Origin of the sequence: Aquabacterium sp. (assembly GCF_049274795.1) — a bacterium.
GTDB lineage: Bacteria > Pseudomonadota > Gammaproteobacteria > Burkholderiales > Burkholderiaceae_C > Aquabacterium.
The window spans coordinates 15285-37817 of the sequence record NZ_JBASTH010000065.1; the positions used below are offsets into that span (position 1 = coordinate 15285).

General features: G+C 65.1%; 21 protein-coding genes. 10 read left to right on the plus strand and 11 right to left on the minus strand.

Annotated elements, in window-relative coordinates:
- Nucleotides 1-1011 (plus strand): AraC family transcriptional regulator, encoded by a 1011-nt coding sequence (locus WAQ08_RS09550; RefSeq protein ID WP_422191300.1) that lies wholly within the window; start codon nucleotides 1-3, stop codon nucleotides 1009-1011.
- Between the two features lie 8 nt (nucleotides 1012-1019).
- Entirely contained in the window at nucleotides 1020-1499 is a 480-nt protein-coding gene (locus WAQ08_RS09555; RefSeq protein ID WP_422191302.1) for a bacteriohemerythrin, read from the plus strand.
- Here the strand turns inward: WAQ08_RS09555 and WAQ08_RS09560 are convergent.
- The gene (locus tag WAQ08_RS09560; protein ID WP_422191304.1) at nucleotides 1468-2847 is read right to left on the minus strand and encodes a glycerate kinase type-2 family protein; all 1380 of its coding nucleotides are present in this window, start codon (nucleotides 2845-2847) and stop codon (nucleotides 1468-1470) included. The genes WAQ08_RS09555 and WAQ08_RS09560 overlap by 32 nt on opposite strands.
- 204 nt (nucleotides 2848-3051) lie before the next feature.
- Here WAQ08_RS09560 and WAQ08_RS09565 point away from each other — a divergent pair, with 204 nt between their 5' ends.
- The gene (locus WAQ08_RS09565) at nucleotides 3052-5766 is read left to right on the plus strand and encodes an ATP-binding protein (protein WP_422191306.1); all 2715 of its coding nucleotides are present in this window, start codon (nucleotides 3052-3054) and stop codon (nucleotides 5764-5766) included.
- A 15-nt stretch (nucleotides 5767-5781) separates the two neighbouring features.
- Here WAQ08_RS09565 and WAQ08_RS09570 read toward each other — a convergent pair whose 3' ends face one another.
- From WAQ08_RS09570 to WAQ08_RS09585, 4 genes are all read right to left on the minus strand, one after another.
- Complete coding sequence (locus WAQ08_RS09570; protein WP_422191308.1) at nucleotides 5782-6456, minus strand: DUF799 domain-containing protein; 675 nt, start codon at nucleotides 6454-6456, stop codon at nucleotides 5782-5784.
- 11 nt (nucleotides 6457-6467) lie between these two features.
- Entirely contained in the window at nucleotides 6468-6833 is a 366-nt protein-coding gene (locus tag WAQ08_RS09575) for a DUF4810 domain-containing protein (RefSeq protein WP_422191356.1), read from the minus strand.
- A gap of 72 nt (nucleotides 6834-6905) precedes the next feature.
- Complete coding sequence (locus tag WAQ08_RS09580; RefSeq protein ID WP_422191310.1) at nucleotides 6906-7586, minus strand: CsgG/HfaB family protein; 681 nt, start codon at nucleotides 7584-7586, stop codon at nucleotides 6906-6908.
- Nucleotides 7587-7673: 87 nt separating this feature from the next.
- Entirely contained in the window at nucleotides 7674-8438 is a 765-nt protein-coding gene (locus tag WAQ08_RS09585; protein ID WP_422191312.1) for an MFS transporter, read from the minus strand.
- Between the two features lie 119 nt (nucleotides 8439-8557).
- On the opposite strand from WAQ08_RS09585, the gene WAQ08_RS09590 reads away from it, so the two are divergent.
- A complete protein-coding gene (locus WAQ08_RS09590) occupies nucleotides 8558-9268 on the plus strand; it encodes a hypothetical protein (RefSeq protein ID WP_422191314.1) in 711 nt (236 codons plus the stop codon).
- A 22-nt stretch (nucleotides 9269-9290) separates the two neighbouring features.
- Here the strand turns inward: WAQ08_RS09590 and mnmE are convergent, their stop codons facing one another.
- Both mnmE and WAQ08_RS09600 read right to left on the minus strand, forming a co-directional pair.
- Nucleotides 9291-10742: a tRNA uridine-5-carboxymethylaminomethyl(34) synthesis GTPase MnmE gene (mnmE, locus tag WAQ08_RS09595; RefSeq protein ID WP_422191316.1), complete on the minus strand. Its 1452-nt coding sequence runs from the start codon at nucleotides 10740-10742 to the stop codon at nucleotides 9291-9293.
- Between the two features lie 146 nt (nucleotides 10743-10888).
- Entirely contained in the window at nucleotides 10889-11866 is a 978-nt protein-coding gene (locus WAQ08_RS09600) for a sterol desaturase family protein (protein ID WP_422191318.1), read from the minus strand.
- 236 nt (nucleotides 11867-12102) lie between these two features.
- Between WAQ08_RS09600 and WAQ08_RS09605 the strand changes: the two genes are divergently transcribed.
- Complete coding sequence (locus WAQ08_RS09605; protein ID WP_422191320.1) at nucleotides 12103-12771, plus strand: PEP-CTERM sorting domain-containing protein; 669 nt, start codon at nucleotides 12103-12105, stop codon at nucleotides 12769-12771.
- A 123-nt stretch (nucleotides 12772-12894) separates the two neighbouring features.
- Here the strand turns inward: WAQ08_RS09605 and yidC are convergent, their stop codons facing one another.
- The 4 genes from yidC to rpmH all read right to left on the minus strand — a co-directional run bounded on the left by yidC (nucleotide 12895) and on the right by rpmH (nucleotide 15778).
- A complete protein-coding gene (yidC, locus tag WAQ08_RS09610) occupies nucleotides 12895-14607 on the minus strand; it encodes a membrane protein insertase YidC (RefSeq protein ID WP_422191322.1) in 1713 nt (570 codons plus the stop codon).
- The gene (yidD, locus tag WAQ08_RS09615; RefSeq protein ID WP_422191357.1) at nucleotides 14604-14882 is read right to left on the minus strand and encodes a membrane protein insertion efficiency factor YidD; all 279 of its coding nucleotides are present in this window, start codon (nucleotides 14880-14882) and stop codon (nucleotides 14604-14606) included. The genes yidC and yidD overlap by 4 nt, the downstream gene beginning before the upstream one ends.
- Before the next feature lie 47 nt (nucleotides 14883-14929).
- On the minus strand, nucleotides 14930-15472 hold the full coding sequence (locus tag WAQ08_RS09620; RefSeq protein ID WP_422191324.1) for a ribonuclease P protein component: 543 nt from the start codon (nucleotides 15470-15472) through the stop codon (nucleotides 14930-14932).
- Nucleotides 15473-15643: 171 nt separating this feature from the next.
- On the minus strand, nucleotides 15644-15778 hold the full coding sequence (gene rpmH / locus WAQ08_RS09625) for a 50S ribosomal protein L34 (RefSeq protein WP_109038111.1): 135 nt from the start codon (nucleotides 15776-15778) through the stop codon (nucleotides 15644-15646).
- A gap of 398 nt (nucleotides 15779-16176) precedes the next feature.
- Here rpmH and dnaA point away from each other — a divergent pair, with 398 nt between their 5' ends.
- The 5 genes from dnaA (at nucleotide 16177) to WAQ08_RS09650 (ending at nucleotide 22533) form a co-directional block, all read left to right on the plus strand.
- Nucleotides 16177-17766: a chromosomal replication initiator protein DnaA gene (gene dnaA, locus WAQ08_RS09630; protein ID WP_422191326.1), complete on the plus strand. Its 1590-nt coding sequence runs from the start codon at nucleotides 16177-16179 to the stop codon at nucleotides 17764-17766.
- Between the two features lie 258 nt (nucleotides 17767-18024).
- Nucleotides 18025-19152 carry a DNA polymerase III subunit beta gene (gene dnaN / locus WAQ08_RS09635; protein WP_422191328.1) on the plus strand — a complete coding sequence of 376 codons (1128 nt, stop codon included), beginning with the start codon at nucleotides 18025-18027 and terminating at the stop codon, nucleotides 19150-19152.
- Between the two features lie 102 nt (nucleotides 19153-19254).
- Complete coding sequence (gyrB, locus tag WAQ08_RS09640; protein ID WP_422191330.1) at nucleotides 19255-21783, plus strand: DNA topoisomerase (ATP-hydrolyzing) subunit B; 2529 nt, start codon at nucleotides 19255-19257, stop codon at nucleotides 21781-21783.
- Between the two features lie 55 nt (nucleotides 21784-21838).
- Nucleotides 21839-22099 (plus strand): type II toxin-antitoxin system Phd/YefM family antitoxin, encoded by a 261-nt coding sequence (locus WAQ08_RS09645; RefSeq protein ID WP_422191332.1) that lies wholly within the window; start codon nucleotides 21839-21841, stop codon nucleotides 22097-22099.
- Between the two features lie 17 nt (nucleotides 22100-22116).
- Nucleotides 22117-22533, plus strand: coding sequence for a type II toxin-antitoxin system VapC family toxin (locus tag WAQ08_RS09650; RefSeq protein ID WP_422191334.1), 417 nt, complete (start codon nucleotides 22117-22119; stop codon nucleotides 22531-22533).

A 22533-nucleotide genomic window follows, 5' to 3' on the forward strand; every position in this document is an offset into this window, starting at 1 on the left:
ATGCCCACTTTTGGCCTGGAAACCACCGCCGTGAACGCCGCCGGCATGTATGCCAACGCGGTGTTCGAAGGCAAGGACCTGTGCGAATCGCAGGCCTACATGCAGCGCGCCATCGTCGAGCACGAGGTGCGGGCCGGCTATGGCCGGGCCGATGCCGCGCTGTTCATGCGCTCGACCCCGCGCCTGCAGCTGATGGTGCTGCGCTATGGCGTCGAGGTGGAGATCACACCCCGGCTGTTCGATGATTTCTCGCTGGTGCAGGTGCCGCTGCGCGGTGCCACCCGCATCCACTGCGATGGCGAGGCGCTGGATCTCACGCCCGGGCAATCGGCCCTCGTCTCGCCCCGACACGCCCTGAAAATCCTGTGGAGCAGCGAGTGCGAACAACTGATCGTGCGCATCCCCAACGCGCTCTTCCACCAGGCGGCACTGGACCACATGCCCTGGCGCCAGCGGCTGGACATGAGCAAGCCCCTGATCTCACCGGTGACGCTGATCGATGGCGACGCCGGCTGGCAATGGAACGCGCTATTGGGCGCCCTGCTCACCGCCACCGAGCAGCAGGCCCCTGGCGCTGCGGCCGGGCACCCCGCCTGGATCGCGCATTGCGAGCAGGGCCTGGCGGTGCACCTGCTCACGCAGCAGCGCCACCTGAACGACCGCGATGAGCGCGCCGGCACACAGCGGGGCAACCCGCTGGCCGCGGCCGAGAAGTTCGCGCGTGACCGCCTGGCCGCGCCCGTGAACATGGACGACCTGGCCCGATCGGCCGGCGTCAGTGCGCGCACGCTGCACCTGCATTGGAAGCGCCAGTACGGCACCAGCCCCATGGAATGGCTGCGCAACCTGCGGCTGGACGCCGCGCGCGAGCAGTTGCAGGCCAACCCTTTTGCCCCCATCACCGATGTCGCGCTGTCCTGCGGCTTCAGCCACTTGGGCCGTTTCGCGGCCTATTACAGAGACCGTTTCGGTGAACTGCCGCGGCACACCAAGCCGCAGAAAGCCAGTTGAGGCTTGAGATGACGACGATGGCACACGACACCGGCGAGGTGATGGACTGGAGCGACAGCTTCGCGCTGGGCCACCCGCGCATGGACGATCACCATGAGGATTTCGTCGATGCGGCCCGCTTGCTGCGCCACTGCACGGCCGGTGATGCCGTGCAGGCGCTGGAGCGCATGGCCCAGCATCTTGAAGAGCACTTCGGCCAGGAAGACGACTGGATGAACGCCAGCGCCTTCCCGCCCCGCGATTGCCACATCAAGGAGCACGCGGCCGTGCTGTCATCCGTGCGCGAGGTGCAGCAGGCCCTGGCGCAGCAGCAGGCTGATGTGACCATGGTGCACCACCTGGCCGACAGCCTGTGGCGCTGGTTCCCGGCCCATGTCGATCACCTGGATTCGGCGCTGGCCGCCTGGTTGACCAGCCGCCAGCATGGGGGCAAGCCCGTCGTGCTGCGGCGCGACGTCACGCGCCACGGTGCACCAGCACTGCCCTGAAATCGTTGACGTTGGTGAAGGTGGGGCCGGACACCACCGCATCGCCCAGCCGCTCAAAGAACTGACCGGAGGCATGCGCCCGCAGCATCGCATATGGGTCCATGCCCGCCGCACGGGCCCTTGCCAGCGTGTCGGGCGTGAGCAACGCGCCGGCCGCCTCGCTGGCGCCATCGATGCCATCGGTATCGGCGGCCAGCATCCACACGCAGGGCTCGCCACGCAAAGCCAGGGCCGCGCCCAGCAGGAACTCCGAGCAGCGGCCGCCGCTGGGGGCCAGCGAGCTTGTGGCGCCGTCGGCCTGGGCAGACACGGCACCCAGCGTCACCGTGGTCTCACCACCCGAGAGCAGCACGCAAGGCGCCTCGAAAGGTGACGCGCCATCCGCACCTTGTGGCCCCTGTGACCCGCATGAGCGCGCCGCATGCAGCGCCAGCCCGGCATGCACCGTGCCCACCTCGCGCGCCTCACCCTCGATGCGGTCGCTCAGCACGTACGCCTTCAGGCCCAGGTGCCGTGCGTGCTCGGCCGCTGCGTGCAACATGGCCAGCGGCGTGGCAATCAGTTTGGCCTCATCACGGGCAAAAGCCGCATCGCCCGGCTTGGGTGTTTCCAGCGTGCCCTCGCGCAGGCCTTCGAGCAGGGCTGGCGGCAATGTGAGCTGGTAGCGGTCGATCACGGCCAGCGCGTCGGCGCAGGTGCTGGGATCGGGCACCGTGGGGCCGCTGGCGATGTCGTGCAGCGCATCGCCCGGCACGTCCGAGATCGCCAGGGTCAGCAGGCGCGCGGGCCGGCACAAGGTCGCCAGGCGCCCGCCCTTGAGCGCGGACAGGTGGCGGCGCACCGCGTTCATCTCGCCGATCGCGGCGCCGCTGCGCAGCAGCTGGCGGTTCAGATCCTGCTCTCCTTGCAAGCTCCAGCCGGGCAAGGGCGCGGCCAGCAGCGCAGAGCCCCCGCCCGACATCAAGGCGATCACCAGATCGTCCGGTGTCAGGCCCTTCAGGGCATCGAGCATCTGCTGGGTGGCGCGCAGGCCGGCCTCATCAGGCACCGGGTGGGCCGCCTCCAGCAGGGTAATGCGGTCTGCGGACGCACCGGCCGGCAGGGGCGGCACGTGCCCATGGCGTGTGATGGCCACGCCGCTCAGGGGCTTGTCAGTTGGCCAGGCGGCCTGCAGCGCACGGGCCATGGCCGCGCTGGCCTTGCCCGCGCCGATCACCACGGTACGCCCCTTGGGCGGCGGTGGCAGGTGCGGCGGCAGGGCCAGCGCCGGCTGGGCCTGTGCCACGGCGGTGTCAAACAGGGATCGCAGCAGGGCGCGAGGGTCAGGCAGGTGGCTCATGTCGGTCATGTCACATCCAGGGCGCATGCACGTTCATTTCGCATCGGGAAAACGAACGCGCTGAACACGGCCATCATCCCAGAACGTGGCGGGCTTTATCTCGGCCTCGGCTTGTGATCTACTGGTCAGCCGGACGCCCGAAGAGGCGCTCCGGAGCAGTACGCGCACGGCCTGGCGCCACCGGGCCCGATGACAACGCATGGGATCGTCTCGATGACCGCGTTCACCTCCTGGAGTGCCCGTCACCGGCCCGACGAGCCCCCCAGCCGCGACACCGCCATGGCCGGCCGCCCCCCGTGGCGCATCCGCACCAGCCTGGCCGTGCTGGTCGTGGCCTGCGTGCTTCCTGGGCTGCTGCTGTCCACCTACTTCATCGTGTCGGACTACGAGGCACACAAGGCGCGCGCCATCCGCGATGTGATCGGCACCGCACGCGCCGCCGCCGCCAGCCTGGACCGCGACCTGGCCAGCATCGAATCGGGCCTGCGCGTGCTGGGATCGTCCGCCGCCCTGGCCGATGACGACCTGGGCACCTTCCACGCCCAGGCACGCGGCGCGCTGCCGTTCCAGAACATCAACAACATCGTGCTGATCGATCCGCAAGGGCGCCAGCAGGTCAACACCTTGCGCGCCTGGGGCTCGGCGCTGCCGCTGGTGGGCGGTCCGCCGCAATTGATGCGCATCTTCACCACGGCGCAGCCCGTGCTCACCGATGTGTTCACCGGGCCGGTCACCGGCAAACCCATCATGGCGCTGGGCATTCCCGTGCAGCGCAGCGGCACCACGGTCTACACCCTCAATGCCGGCATCTTCCCGGACCGGGTGGCCGGCGTGCTGGCCGGCCAGCGCCTGCCGCGCGACTGGATCGCCGCCGTGCTCGACAGCCAGGGCCGCATCGTGGCCCGCACGCATGAAATGAACCTGTACGTGGGCAAGTCCGCCGTGCCCGACCTGGTGCGTGCCGCCCACGACCAGGCCGAAGGCGTGATCGAGACCGACACGCTCGAAGGCATCCCCGTGGTCACGGCCTTCACACGCTCGAACCTGTCGGGCTGGAGCGTGGCGGTCGGGCTGCCACGCGCCGAACTCACGGCCGGGCTCAAGCAATCACTGGTGTTGCTGCTGGGCATGAGCGCCGCCTTGTTCACCCTGGCCTTGTGGGTGGCCTGGCGGCTGGCCGTCTCACGCGTGGTGGCGCCCGCCGACCGGCTGCTGGACCGCATGGCGCGCACCTCCCGCGGTGAGAGCCCCGGCCCGCCCACCGAGCCCGCCCGCCACGATGCCAGCCTGGAGTTCGTCGCCCTGGAGCAGGGCTTCACCGACATGAGCCAGCGCCTGGCGGAGCGTGAACACGAGCGCGAGGCCCTGCTGCAGCGCATCACCCATACGCTCGAAAGCATCCACGATGGCTTCTTCCAGCTCGATGACGAAGGGCGCTTCGCCTACGTCAACCGCCGGGCCGAGTCCCTGCTGCACCAGGCCAGAAGCCATCTGCTGGGCCAGGCCCTGAGCACGGCGCTGGCCCCACGCGACGCCGCCGCCCTGCGCTCGGTGTTCGACAGTGCCGTGAACCGCCAGCAGCCCGTGCACGCCGAAGCTCACCTGCCCAGCTTGCGGCTGTGGCTGGACGTTCAGGCCTACCCCTCCGGGCGAAGCCTGGGCGTGTACCTGCAGGACGTGGGCGAGCAGCACGCCGCGCGGCAGGCCCGCCAGGCCCAGCAGGTGGCCGAGGCCTCCAACCAGGCCAAGACCGAGTTTCTCTCGCGCATGAGCCATGAACTGCGCACGCCCTTGAACGCCGTGCTCGGCTTTGCCCAGGTGCTCAAGCTGGACACGCGCCAGCCGCTCAGCGCATCGCAACTGTCCATGGTCGAGCAGATCGATTCATCAGGGCGCCACCTGCTGACGATGATCACCGACGTGCTGGACGTGTCGCGCATTGAGGCCGGCACCATGCACCTGGTGATCGAGGATGTGAACGTGTCCGATGTGCTGCTGGACGCGCAGCAGACCTTGCTGGGCGAAGCCCGCGCCACGGGCATCCGGCTGGCGCTTGACCTGCCGCCCGGCCCGCCCCTGATCGCCCATGCAGACCGCACCCGCTTCAAGCAGGTGCTGCTCAACCTGCTGAGCAATGCCATCAAGTACAACCGCCCCGATGGCGAAGTCACGCTGTCGGCCAGCCAGGAGGCCGATGCGCAGGGCGCGCCCATCCGCTTCAAGGTGCGCGACACGGGCATCGGCATGAGCCCGGCCCAACAGGCCCACCTGTTCGAGCCCTTCAACCGGCTGGGACAGGAAAGCACCAGCACCCCGGGTACCGGCATCGGCCTGGTGATCTGCCAGCGCCTGGTGGCCCTGATGGGCGGTACGCTACGGGTGTCGAGCACCGAGCAACACGGCAGTACCTTCTTTTTCGACCTGCCGGCGGCACACCCGCCGCACCCCGGCGCCGCCCAGGCCGCCGGCAACCCGACGGAGACCGAGCCCATGCACAAGCCCGCCGCCCCTCTGGCCGAGGCCCCCTACGACACCCGCAAGGTGCTCTACGTGGAGGACAACCTGGCCAACCGCGACATCATGGCCGCCATGCTGGGCCTGCGTCCGCAGATCGAGGTGCACAACGAGGTGACGGTACACGCCGGCATGGAACGGCTGGACACGGAATCCTTCGACCTGGTGCTGCTGGACATGCACCTGCCCGACGGCAGCGGCCTGGACCTGCTGGCCTGGATGAAGCGCCACGACGGGATGCGCGAGGTGCCCGTGGTGGTCGTGTCAGCCGACGTGACGCCATCCACCATGGCCCAGGCCCGCGCCGCCGGGGCCCTGGCCTACCTGCAAAAGCCGCTGGACCTGCCCACCGTGCTGGAGGTGGTCGATGCCATCCTGGCCAAGGGCAGCGTGCCGGCCAAGGCACTGCCCTGAAAGCCAGGCGACGGCTCAGTCCTTTTGATAGTTGGGCGATCGCGGCCCAAAAAGCATGCCGTTGGGACGCCCCGCGACCAGCAGGCGCTGGCTGGTAATGCCGGCGACAGGGTGGCTGGCATCGGTCACATTGTTCATGATCTGCTTGACCACCGCCGCGACCAGCATGCCAACCAGACCGCCCTGCCCGTTGTTGCCACCCTCGTTGTTGGAGGCCGTGGCCGTTCCCTCCCACAACATCGCGCCCGTCTTGAGATCCACCAGCTTGCCAGTGGCCGACACCACAGCGGCACTGTCAAACACCGTGTAAGTGGCCCCGTACCGGGTGACCGTCACGTACAAGGCCGCATCGGCCCCGAAGATCTCGTGGAGCTTGGCGATCGAGACTTCATGGATTTCGCCCGCGTTGTGCAAACCATTGTTCTTGAAGGTCTCTGCGACCAGTGTGACGGGCAGAACGTAGTAGCCAGACTCCGCCAGCGGATAGGTCATCTGGGCCAGCATGCTGGCCGTCGCATTCACCTCAGGCGATTGGTTCAGCGGCGGGAGCACCAGAATCGACGTGGGGCGACTCTGTTTGAACGCACTGTAGTCGTATGACCGGTTCTGCGTGGCGCAGCCCGTGAACAGGCCTGCCACCAGCGTGATCGCGGCCATCTTGAGCAAGCTCGATGTCTTCATGGATGTCATGTCAGTGCCTTTCAGTTCTTCTGGGCTTTGGCCATCAGAAAATCCATGTACTTGGCCGACTCAGGGAAAAGCGCCTTCTCCGTGCGCAACTGCTGAACGGCCTGATCATCTTTACCCACTTGCAAGTACAGCAAGCCGAGGTGCGCGTGGTAGCCGGGAGGCGGCATGCCGCCTTGAGCACGGATCTTTTGGAAGCCCTCTTCCATCGCCGCAATCTGAGCTTCGGGGCCAGTGGCTCCCTGGGAGCGCAGGTGGTTGTAGACCTGGGCCTGATAGCCCTCCCACTGATACAGCGGCTTGGGCGCGGCGCAGCCCACCAGCACGCCGGCCATCAACAAGGCCACGCTCACGCCTGCCTTCTTCACAAGGTATTTCATGTGTTCTTTCAAAAGACATCGTCATCCCATGGCGCAAGGCCACGGGCGACCATCAACACGGGGCGATGTGGATTACTTGGCGGGCTTCCAGGCGCCCGAGTCGATGGCAACAACCAGCTTGTTGACCGCCTCACGCATGGCCAAGTCCAGCACCTTGCCGTTGAGCGTAGAGTCATAGCTGGCGGTTCCGCCAAAGCCGATGATCTCTCGGTTGGAAAGGCTGTACTCGCCTGCGCCCTGGGTGGAATAGACCACCTCCGACGTGGAGATGTCCACGATGTTCAGCGCGACCTTGGCATAGGCGATCTGCGATTTGCCACGGCCCAGAATGCCGAACAGCTGTTGATCGCCCACCTCTTTGCGACCGAACTCGGTCACATCGCCGGTGACCACGTAGTCAGCGCCCTTAAGCTTGCTGACTTGGCCCTTGAAACCCGCTTCCTGCTTGATCTCGGCCAGATTGTCACGGTCGAGCACATTGAAGCGATTGGTCTGCTGCAGATGTGTAATCAAGATGGTCTTGGCCTGACCGCCTAGGCGGTCTACCCCATCCGAGAAGATGCCGCGCATGTAGCTGGAACGGTTGTCGAACTTGCCGACGGCAATAGGCGAACGCACGCCGCTGTAGGTTTGACCTGCAGACTGCACTTGCGGCACAGACAAGGCTTGCGAGGATTCGGTAGCGCAACCGGAAAGCACGCCAATGGTCAACGCAGCGGCCAGCGCCGCCAACGCCTGAGTATTGATCTTCATGTGGATTCCCCCTGAAAGCAGCCAGACGTCAGGCTGCAGGGGACATTATCACCGCTGGCTGAGACACAAATCCACTGGCAGGATCCCTCACACCGCCAAAGCACCACCTTCGGCCTTGTCGGCCGCCGCCTGCCGCAGCCTGGGGCCATCTTCGCCCTGGCTCACGCTGGCGCCATCCCCAGGCTGGAGCGACCAGAACGTCAGCGATGACAGCACCGTCAGGCCGGCCATCGTCAGGAAGGCGTGGTCCAGCGCATGCATCACCGCGATGCGGTCACTCTGCGCCATGTCGCCCAGGCACCAGCCCACCACCAGCGTGCCGAAGGCCAGCCCGAAGCTCATGGACATCTGCTGCATCGAGCTGGCGATGGTGCTGGCCATGCTGGAATCCGCCGCGTCCACATCGGCATAGGCCATGGTGTTTATGCTGCTGAACTGCAGCGATTTGAACAGCCCCTGCGCCAGCCCCGGCAGCACGATGACCCACACCGGCGTGCCGATGTCAACCAGCGAGAACAGCCCGATCGTGATGCCGATCCGCACGGTATTGATGGTCAGCACATGCCGGTAGCCAAACTGCTTGAGCAGGCGCCCCGCCACCAGCTTCATGCCCATGGCACCTAAGGCGGCCGGCATCATCAGCAGGCCCGACTGCCAGGCCGGCATGCCCATGCCCACCTGGTACATCAGCGGCAGCAGGAAAGGCAGCCCGCCGATGCCCAGCCGCGTGATGAAGCCGCCCACCACCGACACCCGGAAGGTGCGCACCTTGAACAGCGCCAGCTTGAGCAGCGGGAAGGGCACCTGCGTGGCGTGCCAGGCATAGGCACCCAGCAGCGACAGGGAGACCACCAGCAGCACCGCCCCGAGCCCTCACCACCGATGTCAACAGGCTGGTAACCTTGCCGCCGGCCAATGGCGGCTGACACACATCACGAATAGACATGGGGCGTTCGAGGTTCCTCTCCGCAGTGCTGCTGGCCTTTGCGCTCTGCAATTCAGCGTCCGCGCAACCGATCGCGCCGGGCGAATACGTCCGCTCCGGAGATTCCGGGGTGCTGAAGATAGAACGCCAGCATGGCCAGACGAGCTTTTCTCTGGAAACGACGGGCGCCAACTGCCATTCGTGCAGCATGTCGGGACAGATCAAGGGAAGCTACGCACAGACCAACGATGAGTCCGATGACACCACCGGCCCATCCTGCCGTGTCCGCCTGACACCATCGCACCAGGGACAGTGGCTCGACCTGCCGCTGCAGAACGGCGAAGCCTGCCTCCAGCACTGCGGCGCGCGGGCCCACATCGGTGGAACCTACCGCAAGCCTCCGGCGCACTGCAGCCGCACAGGCCAGCGCAAGGCCCGCGACACTTTCATCGCGCATTACCGCGCCAAGCAGTACCCCCAGGCCGTGGCAGCACTGAGCCCCGTGCTGGAGCAGTGCGGTGATTTCCTGGACTGGATCGAGGCAGACCGCATCCGCAATGATCTGGCACTGGCCCATTTCCATGCCGGCGCCCCTGGGCAATGCCTGAAGCTGCTTCAGAACACCAGGGCCTCAGGCCAGGCCGACGAGCAAGGGCTGAAAGGCGAGATACCGCCTTGCGACTTTGACAACTACGTCGCCACAGCCCGAGCTACCTGGCACAACATGAGCCTGTGCAAAGGTTCAACGGGGCGCTGAAGCCATGCGCCGCATGGCATGCCTACTTGCCGATGCAAAACCTGCTGAATATCTCCCCCAGCAGGTCATCCGCCGAGAACGCCCCGGTGATGCGCCCCAGCGCATCGTGCGCCAGGCGCAGTTCCTCGGCCAGCAAATCCAGCGCACCATCGGCCTGAGCCGCATGCAGTTGCGCCATCTCCAGGTGCCCACGCGCCTCGCGCAGCGCCTGCACATGGCGCTGGCGGGCGATGAACACGCCTTCGGCGTTGTGCTGCCAGCCGGCCAGGGTCAGCAGTTCGCGGCGCAGCGGCTCCAGGCCATCACCCGTGCGGGCTGACAGCGCCACGCGCTCGCCGTGTGGCGCCAGGTCCAGCGCCAAATGTGCGGCCACGGTGTGCGCACCCGCCGCATCGGCCTTGTTGAGCACGTGCAGCACCGGCACCCGGTCGCCCACGGCCTCGGCCACGCGCTGCGCGATGCCGGCATCGGCTTGCGCGTAGGCGGGTTCGTCCACCCGCGTCAGGTCATGCAGGAAGAGCACCACATCGGCCTGGCCGATGGCTTCCCAGCTGCGCGCCATGCCGATGCGCTCGACCTCGTCGCTGGCCTCGTGCTCGGCACGCAGGCCGGCGGTGTCGATCACCTTCAGCGGCACGCCCTCGATCTGGATGGTCTCGCTGACCTTGTCGCGCGTGGTGCCAGGGATGGGCGTGACGATGGCCAGCTCGGCCCCGGCCAGCGCGTTAAGCAGCGAGCTCTTGCCCGCATTGGGCTGGCCGGCCAGCACCACCTGCAGGCCTTCACGCAGCAAGGCGCCCTGGCGGGCATGGGCCAGCACGCTGTCCACGGCGGCTGCCACCTTGTCCAGGCGCTCGCGGGCACGGGCCTTTTCCAGGAAGTCGATCTCCTCTTCCGGAAAATCCAGCGTGGCCTCGACCAGCATGCGCAACTCGATCAGGCGGTCACGCAAGGTGTTGACCTCGCCGGAGAAGGCGCCGCCCAGCGAGCGGCTGGCCGAGCGTGCGGCAGCCTCGGTGCTGGCGTCGATCAGGTCGGCGATGGCCTCGGCCTGGGCCAGGTCGATCTTGTCGTTGAGAAAGGCACGCTCGGTGAACTCGCCCGGCTCGGCCAGGCGCAGGCCGGGCAGCAAGGCGCGGCCGGTAGCAGTGTCAATGGATGCAGCAGCCTCCAGGCAGCGCGCCACCAGCAGCTGCAGCACCACGGGGCCGCCGTGGGCCTGCAGCTCGAGCACGTCCTCGCCGGTGTAGCTGTGAGGCCCCGGGAAGTAGATCGCCAGGCCGTGGTCGATGGCCTCGCCACGCGCATCACGCAAGGGGCCATAGGTGGCATGGCGCGGGGCGAGGTCACGGCCCGTCAGTGCGCAGGCCAGCGGCGCCAGGCCTTTGCCGGAGACGCGCACCATACCCACGGCGCCCCGGCCGGGGGCCGTGGCCACGGCCACGATGGGGCTGTTTTGATCGGTCCACGCCATCTTGCTGCTCGATTCCTTGACAGTCGCGGCCGCAGTGCGCAGGCGGCCAGGCCGTCATTGTCGGCGATGGGTGAACCGCTGTCAGATCATGATGCCTTGATGCGCAGGCAGGGTTGCATCAAGTGGGCATCAAGGGCGTGTGGCCATCAAGCCGTCAACGGCTTGCCGTCATCACCGGCCACGCGCTGCGCGGGCAGGGTCTCGCTGAAGACAGGCTCCGTCGGCACGGCATCCTGCGCAGCAGCAGCCTGGCGCGCTTTCCAGCGCTTCCAGGTGAAGGGGATCAGCAACTGGCCCCAGAAGTTGTGCCGGGGGTAGTACAGCTCATTGAACAGGCCCATCTTGGCCGGGCGCTCCTGGCCCTGCGGCTTGTAGACGAAGGTGCCGAACAGGTGATCCCAGATCATCACCACCGAGAAGTTCTTGGCCTCTTCGATCTTGTTGGAGTGGTGCCAGCGGTGCACTTCGTTGGAGCCGAACACGTAGTTCAGCACGCCGAAGCGGAAATCCACGTTCATGTGCGTGATCACGGCCAGCGTGGCGCCGATGGTGTTGGCCATGATCATGGCCTCGGGGCTCACGCCGGTCTGGAAGGCCACGAACAGCGGCACCAGGCGGCGCCAGATGATGTCGATGGGGTGCACGCGGCTGGCGTTCATGAAGCTCAGCCGGTTGGCGCTGTGGTGCACGCTATGGAAGCGCCAGAAGAAATCGACCTCGTGCGCGATGCGGTGCGTGGCGTAGAACATGAAGTCGAACACCAGCCAGGCCACCAGCACCTGGCCCCACATGGGCAGGTGGTGCGCCGCGAAGGATTCAGGCAGCCAACCCCACTGGAACAGCAGGCCATTACCGCCCGCCGCCATCCAATGGACGATCGCACCCTGCAACGCCGTGATGCCCAGCAGGGCGGCGTTGTTGAGGATGTCTGTCCAGACCTCACCAGACTCGAACTGGTTGGGCTGCTCGGGCCACACGTATTGCATCAGGGTGGCCAGCGCGAAATAGGGCAGCAGGAAGTACAGCACGACCTTGTTCTGGTCGTAGTCCAGCGCGATGGTGGACCAGATCCCCAGCGCCAGGGCCACGCCCAGGAAGGTCCAGCTCAACAACAGCTTGCGCATGTGCTTTACCTTAGGTTTTCTATCAACGTTTAACAGTTGATAGTTTTACTCTTCATACTGCGCCGCGTCAAAAGGGTTTCTACGCGAAGGATTCTGCGCACCCCTTGGTCGTGGGGGTGCGGATCGCACGGTTGGTGACGGTCATGCTGCACATGGCCGGATTCCTTACACTCTCACGATCAAGGCCGGTGCACATTCCGCCTCGGCATCATCAACAGGGAGATTCAATGTGATCGATGACGATGCGCGGCCTGGTTCTGGCCGCGTCCATGCTGGCAGGCAGCGCACAGGCAGCGGCCACCTTCAACACCTCTTTCACTTGCGGCCAGACGCTGGCCCTGAACACCACGGCCTTCGGTCTGAGCATCAGTTGCCTGGGCGAACTGAGCCTGTCTGGCGGCTCCATCGTGTCCGACGAGGCCATCAGCTTTTCCAGCGACACCAGCATCACCCTGATCGACATCCTCGTCCAGGCACCGACGCTGTCGCTCTACGCTCCCCTGATCGACATGCAAGGGTCAGCCAAACTCATTGGCGACACGGCCAACATCCATAGCAACGTGGTCGGACAGGCGCCCATGCCTCTTCCCAGCGGCATGGTGCAGTTGCCACCAGGTACCGAGGTGTTCATCGGTCAGCCTACTTCGCCCTCGGGCAGCCTGTGGGTTCAAACCACCGGTCCGAGCTCACCCACAGATGTGAGCCTGCAGCAGGGCGGCACCATCGTGCTGCAGAACACCGCCGGTGTGCAGTTCAGCCTTGAAGGCCAGATCGACCCGTCTCAATGGGGCAGCACCGGCACGCCCACCCTGTACGTGCAATCCGTGCCCGAACCGGGCACCTGGGCCCTCATGGGCGTTGGGCTGCTTGCCGTGGCCGTGGCCGTGATGCGCCGCCACCGCTGAACGGTGCCATGCCGGGCTGGCCTGGCTGAACACGCAGCGCCTGCCATCCATCGGCAATAAACGGACATGAAAAAGGGCCCCTCGGGGCCCTTTCGCACATGTGCAGCTTTGACAAGAGACCGATCAGGCCTTCTTCGTCGCGCCTTCGATCTGCTTGTTGATCATCCACTGCTGGGCGATCGACAGGATGTTGTTCGTCAGCCAGTACAGCACCAGGCCGGCCGGGAAGAAGAAGAACATCACCGAGAACACCAACGGCATGATCCACATCATCTTGGCCTGCAGGGGATCCGGCGGCGTCGGGTTCAGCCAGGTCTGCAGCAGCGTCGACAGCGTCATCAGCAGCGGCAGCACGAAGTACGGATCCTTCACCGACAGGTCGGTGATCCAGCCGATCCACGGTGCGTTGCGGATCTCGACCGACGACAGCAGCACCCAGTACAGCGCGATGAACACCGGGATCTGGATCATGATCGGCAGGCAGCCGCCGATCGGGTTGACCTTCTCCTCACGGTAGATCTTCATCATCTCCTGCTGCATCTGCTGCGGCTTGTCCTTCAGGCGCTCACGCATCTCCTGGATGCGCGGGTTGATGGCCTTCATCTTGGCCATCGAGCGGTAGGCCTTGGCGTTCAGCCAGTAGAAGGCGGCCTTGAGCAGCACCACCAGGGCCACGATGGACCAGCCCCAGTTCTGCAGCAGGCTGTGCAGGTAGTACAGCAGCCAGAACAGCGGCTTGGCCAAGATGGTGACCAGGCCGTAGTCCTTGACCAGCTCCAGGCCGGGGGCCAGGGCTTCGAGCTTCTTTTCTTCCTGCGGACCCACGTAGAGCTGCGACTCAAAGGCCTTGCTCTGGCCTCCAGCCACGTCGCCCAGGTTGAACAGCATGCCGACAGCGTACAGGTTCGTGCCCACCTTGCGCGCGAAGAACTCGCGCGAGGTGTCCTGCGTGTTCAGCCAGGCCGACGCGAAGTAATGCTGCACCACCGACACCCAGCCATTGTTGGCCGTCTTGTCGAACCCGGTGCTGTTGTCGTCGATGTGCTTGAACTCCACCTTCTTGAACTTGGAGTTGGCCGTGTAGAAGGCCGGGCCCACGTACGAAGTGGGCGCGCCGAAGAAGCCCGACGAGGCCGGCACCACGCCATCACGCACCAGCTGCACATAGACCTGCGGGCGCACCGTGATGCCCGAGGTGTTGACCACCTCTTGCTTCACGCCGACGGCATAGCCGGCACGCGGGAAGGTGTAGGTCAGCACGCGCTTGACGCCGTTGACGGGCGCCGATTCAAGCTTGAGCACCAAAGCATCCTGGCCGTCGGCCAGCGTGCGCTCGGCCGTGACCGGGGCCATGGCCGAGGTGTGGTTGGGCAGGTCCGTACCGGCCGCATCCACCAGGCCCGACTGGGCGGAGTAGGAGTGGGCCGGATCCAGCACCAGCACGTGCTTTTCAGGGTGATCCTGGTCGGTGTACTTGAGCAGCTCGACCTTGACCAGGTTGCCACCCTGCGTGTCCACCGTGGCGCGCAGCACGTCGGTGGTCAGCACCAGTTGCTGGCTCGGCACGGTCGGCGCAGCGCCTGGCACCGCGGCCCCCGAAGCTGCAGCCGCCACGGGCACGGCAGCATTGGCACCGGTGGCCGAAGGCGGCGGCACCGAGCTGGCATCCGTTGCACCGGAAGCCTGGGCCGAGCCGGAAGGTGCCGATGCGGCAGAAGCAGCCGGTGCGGGGGCGAACATGGAAGGCTGGCCGGTGTGGCGCAGCCAGCCGTCCCACAGCATCAGCAGCGAGAACGCAAACACTGACCACAGAATGGTCCGACGCATATCATTCATGGGCGGGGTGCTTCAGACGAAGAAGAAGTGGAAGACAGGAAAGAAAACAGACGCGGCGCCCGATCAGGCACCGGGTCATGGCCGCCCGGGCAACCCGGGTGGCAGCGCAATAGACGCCGCGCGCTCAGATAAGTGCCCGCTGCCGGGCCATGCTTTTGCAAGGATTCGAGTGCATAAGCTGAACAGGTGGGCGTGAAGCGGCAGGCCGAGCCCAGCCAGGGGCTCAAAAAGAAGCGGTAACCGCGCACCAGCCCCATCAACAAGGCGTTGACCAGGCGGGACAGGTAGCCCAATGCCATCACCAGCGGCGTCCAGAAACGGTTCATCGCTGGCCCCCTGGCTTGAAGCCGATCTGCACGCAGTGGCGCAGCATGGCCTGCAGTTCAGCGCGAACAGCCTGCTTGAGCGGCTCGGAAGCCGCGCTGGGAAAATCCTTGACCGGCCAGGGCGCTTTCAGGCGCAGCACCCAGTCGCCCACCGGGCGTTCGGCACACAACCAGCCGGCCTGCTCCAGGGCAGCGGCATGCTCGCGCCACAGCTGGCGCGCCTGTTGCTTAATCAGCGAGCGGGTGACCGACCGCTTCGCCATGCGCTTGGGCAGGACCAGCCCGAGCCGCCAGACACGGTGGTGAGTGCGCACTTCATCCACAGGCTCGATCACCTCAAGGGCGGTGCCTGTTGACAAGTCAGGTTCATGCAAGGCCTCCCCCACGGATCGGGGAGCCCGCCGAGCCAGCGAAGGCAGGGCGAAATGCACGGTGAAATGCGCACTGCGCGCCACGGGCTTCGTGCCCAGGGCCTGCTGGAAATCGGCCGCGCGCAGGCGGGGCCGCAAAGCCAGGGGGCTGAGCCAGGAGCTGGTCACGGCGCTGCTGCGGGTGTTTTGGGGCCAACCAAAAAGTTCAGGCTGCGTGAGCCGACCCGGAGTGTGTCCGGGCACCGCCATGCAGCCTGTCGAGGCGAGGCCGGCATGCCTGCCGCCCACGAACAAGGCGTGGGAGCGGCCCGTCGGCCTCATCTCATCGTCGGGCGACGATCAGACAGCCAGACGCTTGCGGCCCTTGGCGCGGCGGGCGTTGATGACCTTGCGGCCACCCTTGGTCTTCATACGGACCAGGAAGCCGTGGGTGCGGGCGCGGCGGGTCTTGGACGGTTGGTAAGTACGCTTCATGATGAATCCTTCAGGCCCCCGGCCGTCCGATCAAGGCCGCCCGGTGTGGCTGCAAGCCACGGGCGGTTCGTCGAACGGACCACGAAGGGGTTTTTCATGTTCCGGGCTTTCATGCACCGAAGGCGTCATGCGAGACCGGGTTTGTTGACAGCTTGCGAATCGATTGCCGAAAGCCATGTGCAACCCATCAGGGCGGGGCACGCTTTTCTGTCAATTATGCAAAAAGACAAGGCTGTGCCCAACCACAAGGGGTCGAACCCGCGATTACAACAGAGTCCGTTGATGCCGTCAATGGGTTTTCGTCATAGAGCGCAAGGTCAAAGTCTGTGGATAACCTGTCGGAAACTGCGGCCCGCGGGCTTAGAATCAGCGGCCCGAGGAAGGACTTGTCCACAACCATGAGCGCCGCCGATTCCAGCGTCAACCCCAGTGCCAGCCTGGCACCCACCCACAACCCGGACGCTGTCTGGGCACAGTGCTGCGAGAAACTGCGCGCCGAACTCCCCGAACAACAGTACAACACCTGGATCCGCCCGCTGCCGCCGGCCGAACTGCAGCGTGATGGCGACACCACCGTGCTCAACGTGCGGGTGCCCAACCGTTTCATCCTCGACTGGATCCGCACGCAGTACAGCGCCCGCCTGGAGGGCATCCTGGCCGAGGTGGTCGATGGCGCCATCCGCCTGGACATCAGCATGGCGCCTCGCGCCACGATGGCCCGCCCTGCTGGCGCCACCCTGATGCCGCCCAATGCGCAGACGGGCAGCCTGGGCACAGCCCTGCCCCCGAACGCACTGGCCGCACGCGGCCTGGCTCAAAGCGCCCAGTACGGCCAATACGGCCAGCCGCCCGTCAACCCGCTGCCGCCCAGCGCCGGCCCCCACACCGTGGTGCTGGCTGATCCGAACAGCGACCACCACAACGTGGTCGGCCTGTACACCGGCCAGCGCCGTGGCGGCCACCCGCAGGTGATGGGCCTGAACCCGGGCCTGACCTTCGACAACCTGGTGCCCGGCCGTGCCAACCAGATGGCCCGCACGGCCGCCCTGCACGTGGCCGGCGCCCCCGGCCACATGTACAACCCGCTGTTCATCTACGGCGGCGTGGGCCTGGGCAAGACCCACCTGATGAACGCCGTGGGCAACGCCCTGCTGGCCGACAAGCCCGATGCGCGCATCCTGTACCTGCACGCCGAGCAGTTCATCTCCGACGTGGTCAAGAACTACCAGCGCAAGACGTTTGATGAACTGAAAGCGAAGTACCACAGCCTGGATCTGCTGCTGATCGACGACGTGCAGTTCTTCGCAGGGAAAGACCGAACCCAGGAAGAGTTCTTCAACGCGTTCGAGGCCCTGCTGGCCAAGAAGGCGCACATCATCATGACCAGCGACACCTACCCCAAGGGCCTGGCCAACATCGATGAGCGCCTGACCTCCCGCTTCGATGCGGGCCTGACGGTGGCCATCGAGCCGCCTGAGCTGGAAATGCGCGTCGCCATCCTGATCAAGAAGGCTGACCAGGAGGGCATCGCCATGCCCGAGGACGTCGCTTTCTTCGTGGCCAAGAACGTGCGCGCCAACGTGCGCGAGCTCGAAGGTGCCCTGCGCAAGGTGCTGGCCTTCGCCAAGTTCAGCCACAAGGAAATCACCATCGCGCTGGCCCGCGAGGCCTTGAAGGACCTGCTGTCCATCCAGAACCGCCAGATCAGCGTCGAGAACATCCAGAAGACGGTGGCCGACTTCTACAAGATCAAGGTGGCCGACATGTACAGCAAGAAGCGTCCGGCCAGCATCGCCCGCCCACGCCAGATCGCCATGTACTTGGCCAAGGAGCTGACCCAGAAGAGCCTGCCCGAGATAGGCGAGCTGTTCGGCGGCCGCGACCACACCACCGTGCTGCACGCCGTGCGCAAGATCGCCGGCGAACGCGCCAAGGACACGGAGCTGAACCAGCAACTGCACGTGCTGGAGCAGACACTCAAAGGCTGACCGGGGGCTGACATCGTGACCACCTCGTTTTCTGCGAGGATGTCAAGCCAACAAGGTTGTGGATAAAAAAAGGACAAGGTGGTGCTTGTCCACAGGCCGCCGTTATTTCCCGAAGTTGTTGTCTGTTGTCCCCAAAACTGCGGCCTGTGTGGCCCACAGGCTTGTCCCGACGCTAAACCCTTGATGGATCAGGACAAAATACGGTTGTGCACAGAAACATGCGGCCTTCTACTACGACGACCAATTTGAAAGACTGAAATGATTGTGTTGAAAGCAGCCCAAGAAAAAGTTCTCTCGGCCCTGCAATCGGTCAGCGGCATCGTCGAACGTCGCCATACCCTGCCTATCCTGGCGAACGTGCTGATCCGCAAGAAAGGCCCCCAGATCGAGCTGGTGACCAGCGATCTGGAGATCCAGATCCGCACCAACGCCGATCTCGGCGGTGATGAGGGCGACTACGCCATCACCGTGGGCGCCAAGAAGCTGGGTGACGTCCTCAAGAGCCTGCCCAGCGACCAGACCGTGTCTCTCACGGCCAACCAGACCAAGCTGACCCTGCAGGCTGGCAAGAGCAAGTTCACGCTGCAGACCCTTCCGGCTGAAGACTTCCCCCTGGTGCAAGAAGCTGTGGATTTCGGACCGGCCTTCAGCATCCCGCAGAAGATGCTCAAGCTGCTGATCAGCCAGGTGCACTTCGCCATGGCCGTGCACGACATCCGCTACTACCTCAACGGCATCCTGTTCGTGGCCGAAGGCAAGAGCCTGACCCTGGTGGCCACCGACGGCCACCGCCTGGCCCTGGCCCAGGCCAACCTGGACGTTGACATGCCCAAGCAGGAGGTGATCCTGCCCCGCAAGACGGTGCTGGAGTTGCAGCGCCTGCTCAAGGACGACGGCAAGGCCGCTGAGGGAGAAGAAGCCCAGATCGAGATGCGCTTTGCCGGCAACCAGGCCAAGTTCGCCTTCGGTGGCCTGGAGTTCGTCACCAAGCTGGTCGAGGGCAAGTTCCCCGACTACAACCGCGTCATCCCCAAGAACCACAAGAACCACATCACCCTGGGCCGTGCCACCCTGCTGGCCAGCCTGCAGCGTGCGGCCATTCTCACGTCCGAAAAGTTCAAGGGCGTGCGCATGAACTTCGCACCGGGCGTTCTGGGCATTGCCTCGAGCAACGCCGAGCAGGAAGAGGCCAAGGAAGAGCTCGAGATCGACTACGGCGGCGACAGCTTCGAGATCGGCTTCAACGTGGGCTACCTAATGGACGTGCTGGCCAACATGAGCCAGGACATGGTCACCGTGTCCCTGCACGACGCCAACAGCTCGGCGCTGATCACCAATCCGGAATTCGAAGGGTTCAAGTACGTGGTGATGCCGATGCGCATCTAACGCGTGGCCTCGGGGCCTCACCCGAGGGAAAAGCCTCTAAAACGGCTAAAATGTCAGAGCCCTGAAGACCGTCTTCGGGGCTCTTTCTTTTCCGGGCCCGACATGAGCGACACCCCAGCGAACGACCAGAACCCCGATCAGCAGCCCCCCGTACCCGACACGGGCTACGGCGAAGGCAGCATCCAGATCCTGGAAGGCCTGGAGGCCGTGCGCAAGCGCCCCGGCATGTACATCGGCGACACGTCCGACGGCACCGGCCTGCACCACCTGGTCTTCGAGGTGGTCGACAACTCCATCGACGAAGCCCTGGCCGGTCATTGCGACGACATCGTCGTCACCATCCACACCGACAACTCCATCAGCGTCACGGACAACGGGCGGGGCATCCCCACCGGCGTGAAGATGGACGACAAGCACGAGCCCAAGCGCTCGGCTGCCGAGATCGCCCTGACCGAGCTGCACGCCGGCGGCAAGTTCAACCAGAACAGCTACAAGGTGTCTGGCGGCCTGCACGGCGTGGGCGTGTCCTGCGTGAACGCACTGAGCAAGTGGCTGCGCCTGACGGTGCGCCGCGAAGGCAAGGTGCACTTCATCGAGTTCCGCAAGGGCGTGCCGCAGGATCGCCTGCTGGAGCAGCGTGACGGCTTCGAGATCAGCCCGATGCGCATCACCGGTGACACCGACAAGCGCGGCACCGAGGTGCACTTCCTGCCCGATGAAGAGATCTTCACCAACATCGACTTCCACTACGAGATCCTGAGCAAGCGCCTGCGCGAGCTGAGCTTCCTGAACAACGGCGTGAAGATCCGCCTGGTCGACGAGCGCAACAACAAGGAAGACAACTTCGCCTATGCCGGCGGCGTGAAGGGCTTCGTCGAGTTCATCAACAAGGGCAAGACGACCCTGAACCCCAACATCTTCCACGCGCAAGGCGACAAGACCTCGGACCACGGCACCAACGTCGGCGTCGAGGTGGCCATGCAGTGGAACGAGAGCTACAACGAGTCGGTGCTGTGCTTCACCAACAACATCCCCCAGCGGGATGGTGGCACCCACCTGACCGGCCTGCGCGCGGCCATGACCCGCGTGATCAACAAGTACATCGAAGACAACGAGCTGGCCAAGAAGGCCAAGGTCGAAGTGGCCGGTGACGACATGCGCGAAGGCCTGGCCTGCGTGGTGTCCGTGAAGGTGCCCGAGCCCAAGTTCAGCAGTCAGACCAAGGACAAGCTGGTGTCCAGCGAAGTGCGCGCGCCGGTGGAAGACATCGTCAGCCGCCTGCTGACCGACTGGCTGCTTGAGAACCCGATCGACGCCAAGATCATCTGCGGCAAGATCGTGGAGGCCGCCCGCGCCCGCGAAGCCGCCCGCAAGGCTAGAGAAATGACGCGCCGCAAGGGCGTGCTCGACGGCCTGGGCCTGCCCGGCAAGCTGGCCGATTGCCAGGAGAAGGACCCGTCGCTCTGCGAAATCTACATCGTGGAGGGTGACTCCGCCGGTGGCTCCGCCAAGCAGGGCCGCGACCGCAAGTTCCAGGCGATCCTGCCCCTGCGCGGCAAGATCCTGAACGTGGAGAAGGCCCGCTACGAGAAGCTGCTGACCAGCAATGAAATCCTCACGCTGATCACGGCACTGGGCACCGGCATCGGCCGCGGCGCGGGGGGTGATGACTTCAACCCCGACAAGCTGCGCTACCACCGCATCATCATCATGACCGATGCTGACGTGGACGGCGCCCACATCCGCACCCTGCTGCTGACCTTCTTCTTCCGGCAGATGCCGGAGCTGGTGGAACGCGGCCACATCTACATCGCGCAGCCGCCGCTGTACAAGGTGAAGCTGGGCAAGCACGAGCAGTACCTGAAGGACGCCCGCGCGCTGGACGACTATCTGATGAAGGTGGCCCTGGAAGGCGCCGTGGTGGAGCCCGAAGGCTCAGGCGAAGGCAAGCCCGCGATTGCCGGCGATGCCTTGGTGGACCTGGCCAACGCCTACGTGACGGCCAACGCCGTGGTGGAGCGCCTGGGCAACTGGATGGACATCGAGGCCCTGCGCGCGATTGCCAACGGCCTGACGCTGAACCTGGACACCCTGGAAGCCGCCGAGGCCAGCGCCGTGGCGCTGAAGGCCGCGCTTAAGACCGCCGAGGTGACGGCCGAGTTCGACACCCGCACCGACAAGCACATCCTGCGCATCAGCCGCATCTTCCACGGCAACACCAAGTACAGCATCATCAATGCCGACTTCGTGCATGGCGCCGACTACGAGGCGCTGAGCCGCGCGGGCATCACCTTCAAGGGCTTGCTGGGGCCGGACGCCGTGGTGCGCCGCGGCGAGGGCGAGAAGGCCAAGGAAATCAAGGTGAGCGATTTCCGCGCCGCGATGGCCTGGCTGTTGCAGCAGGCCGATGGCGCCGTGGGCCGCCAGCGCTACAAGGGGCTGGGCGAGATGAACCCCGAGCAGCTGTGGGAGACCACGATGGATCCTGAAGTGCGCCGGCTGTTGAAGGTGCAGATCGAGGATGCGATCGAGGCGGATCGGGTGTTCACGATGTTGATGGGCGATGAGGTGGAGCCTCGTCGGGATTTCATCGAGACCAACGCGCTGCGGGCGACGAACATCGACGCTTGACGCTCTGGTAGCAATGTAATAACGTACCTACATCTCTTTTGAAGGGATGTAGGCCGTGACCATCACCACTCTTTCAAGCCGCGAGTTCAATCAGGATGCCAGCAAGGCCAAGAAGGCCGCGCAACATGGCCCTGTGTTCATCACGGATCGTGGTCGGCCGGCCCACGTGTTGCTGACCATCGAGCAGTACCAGCAACTAGCTGCTCAACAGGGGGCCGACATCGTGGACATGTTGGCCATGCCTGAGGGCGGCGACATCGCGTTCGAGGTGCCCAAGCTTCAAGGCCCACTCGCCAAGCCAGCCGGTCTGAGTTGACGTGAACGGCGCCTGACATGTACCTGCTGGATACCAATGTCGTCTCCGAACTGCGCAAGGCCAAGTCGGGCAAGGCATCGCTGAAGGTGATCGAATGGGCGCGCAGTGTGGCGCCTGCATCGCTCTACCTGTCGGCCATCACCGTGCTGGAGATTGAGCTGGGCATCCTGCTGATCGAACGCAAGGATGCAGTTCAAGGCGCGCAGTTGCGGTCTTGGATGAGTGGCCACGTGCTGCCATCGTTCACTGACCGCATCTTGCCGGTGGACACGACGGTGGCCTTGCGTTGTGCACGATTGCATGTGCCAGATCCAGGGGCCGAGAGAGACATGCTGATCGGGGCCACGGCGCTGGTGCATGGGTTTACGCTGGTGACGCGCAATGTGGCTGATTTCAAAGGGATTGAGCTTGCGGTGCTGAATCCCTGGGAATGA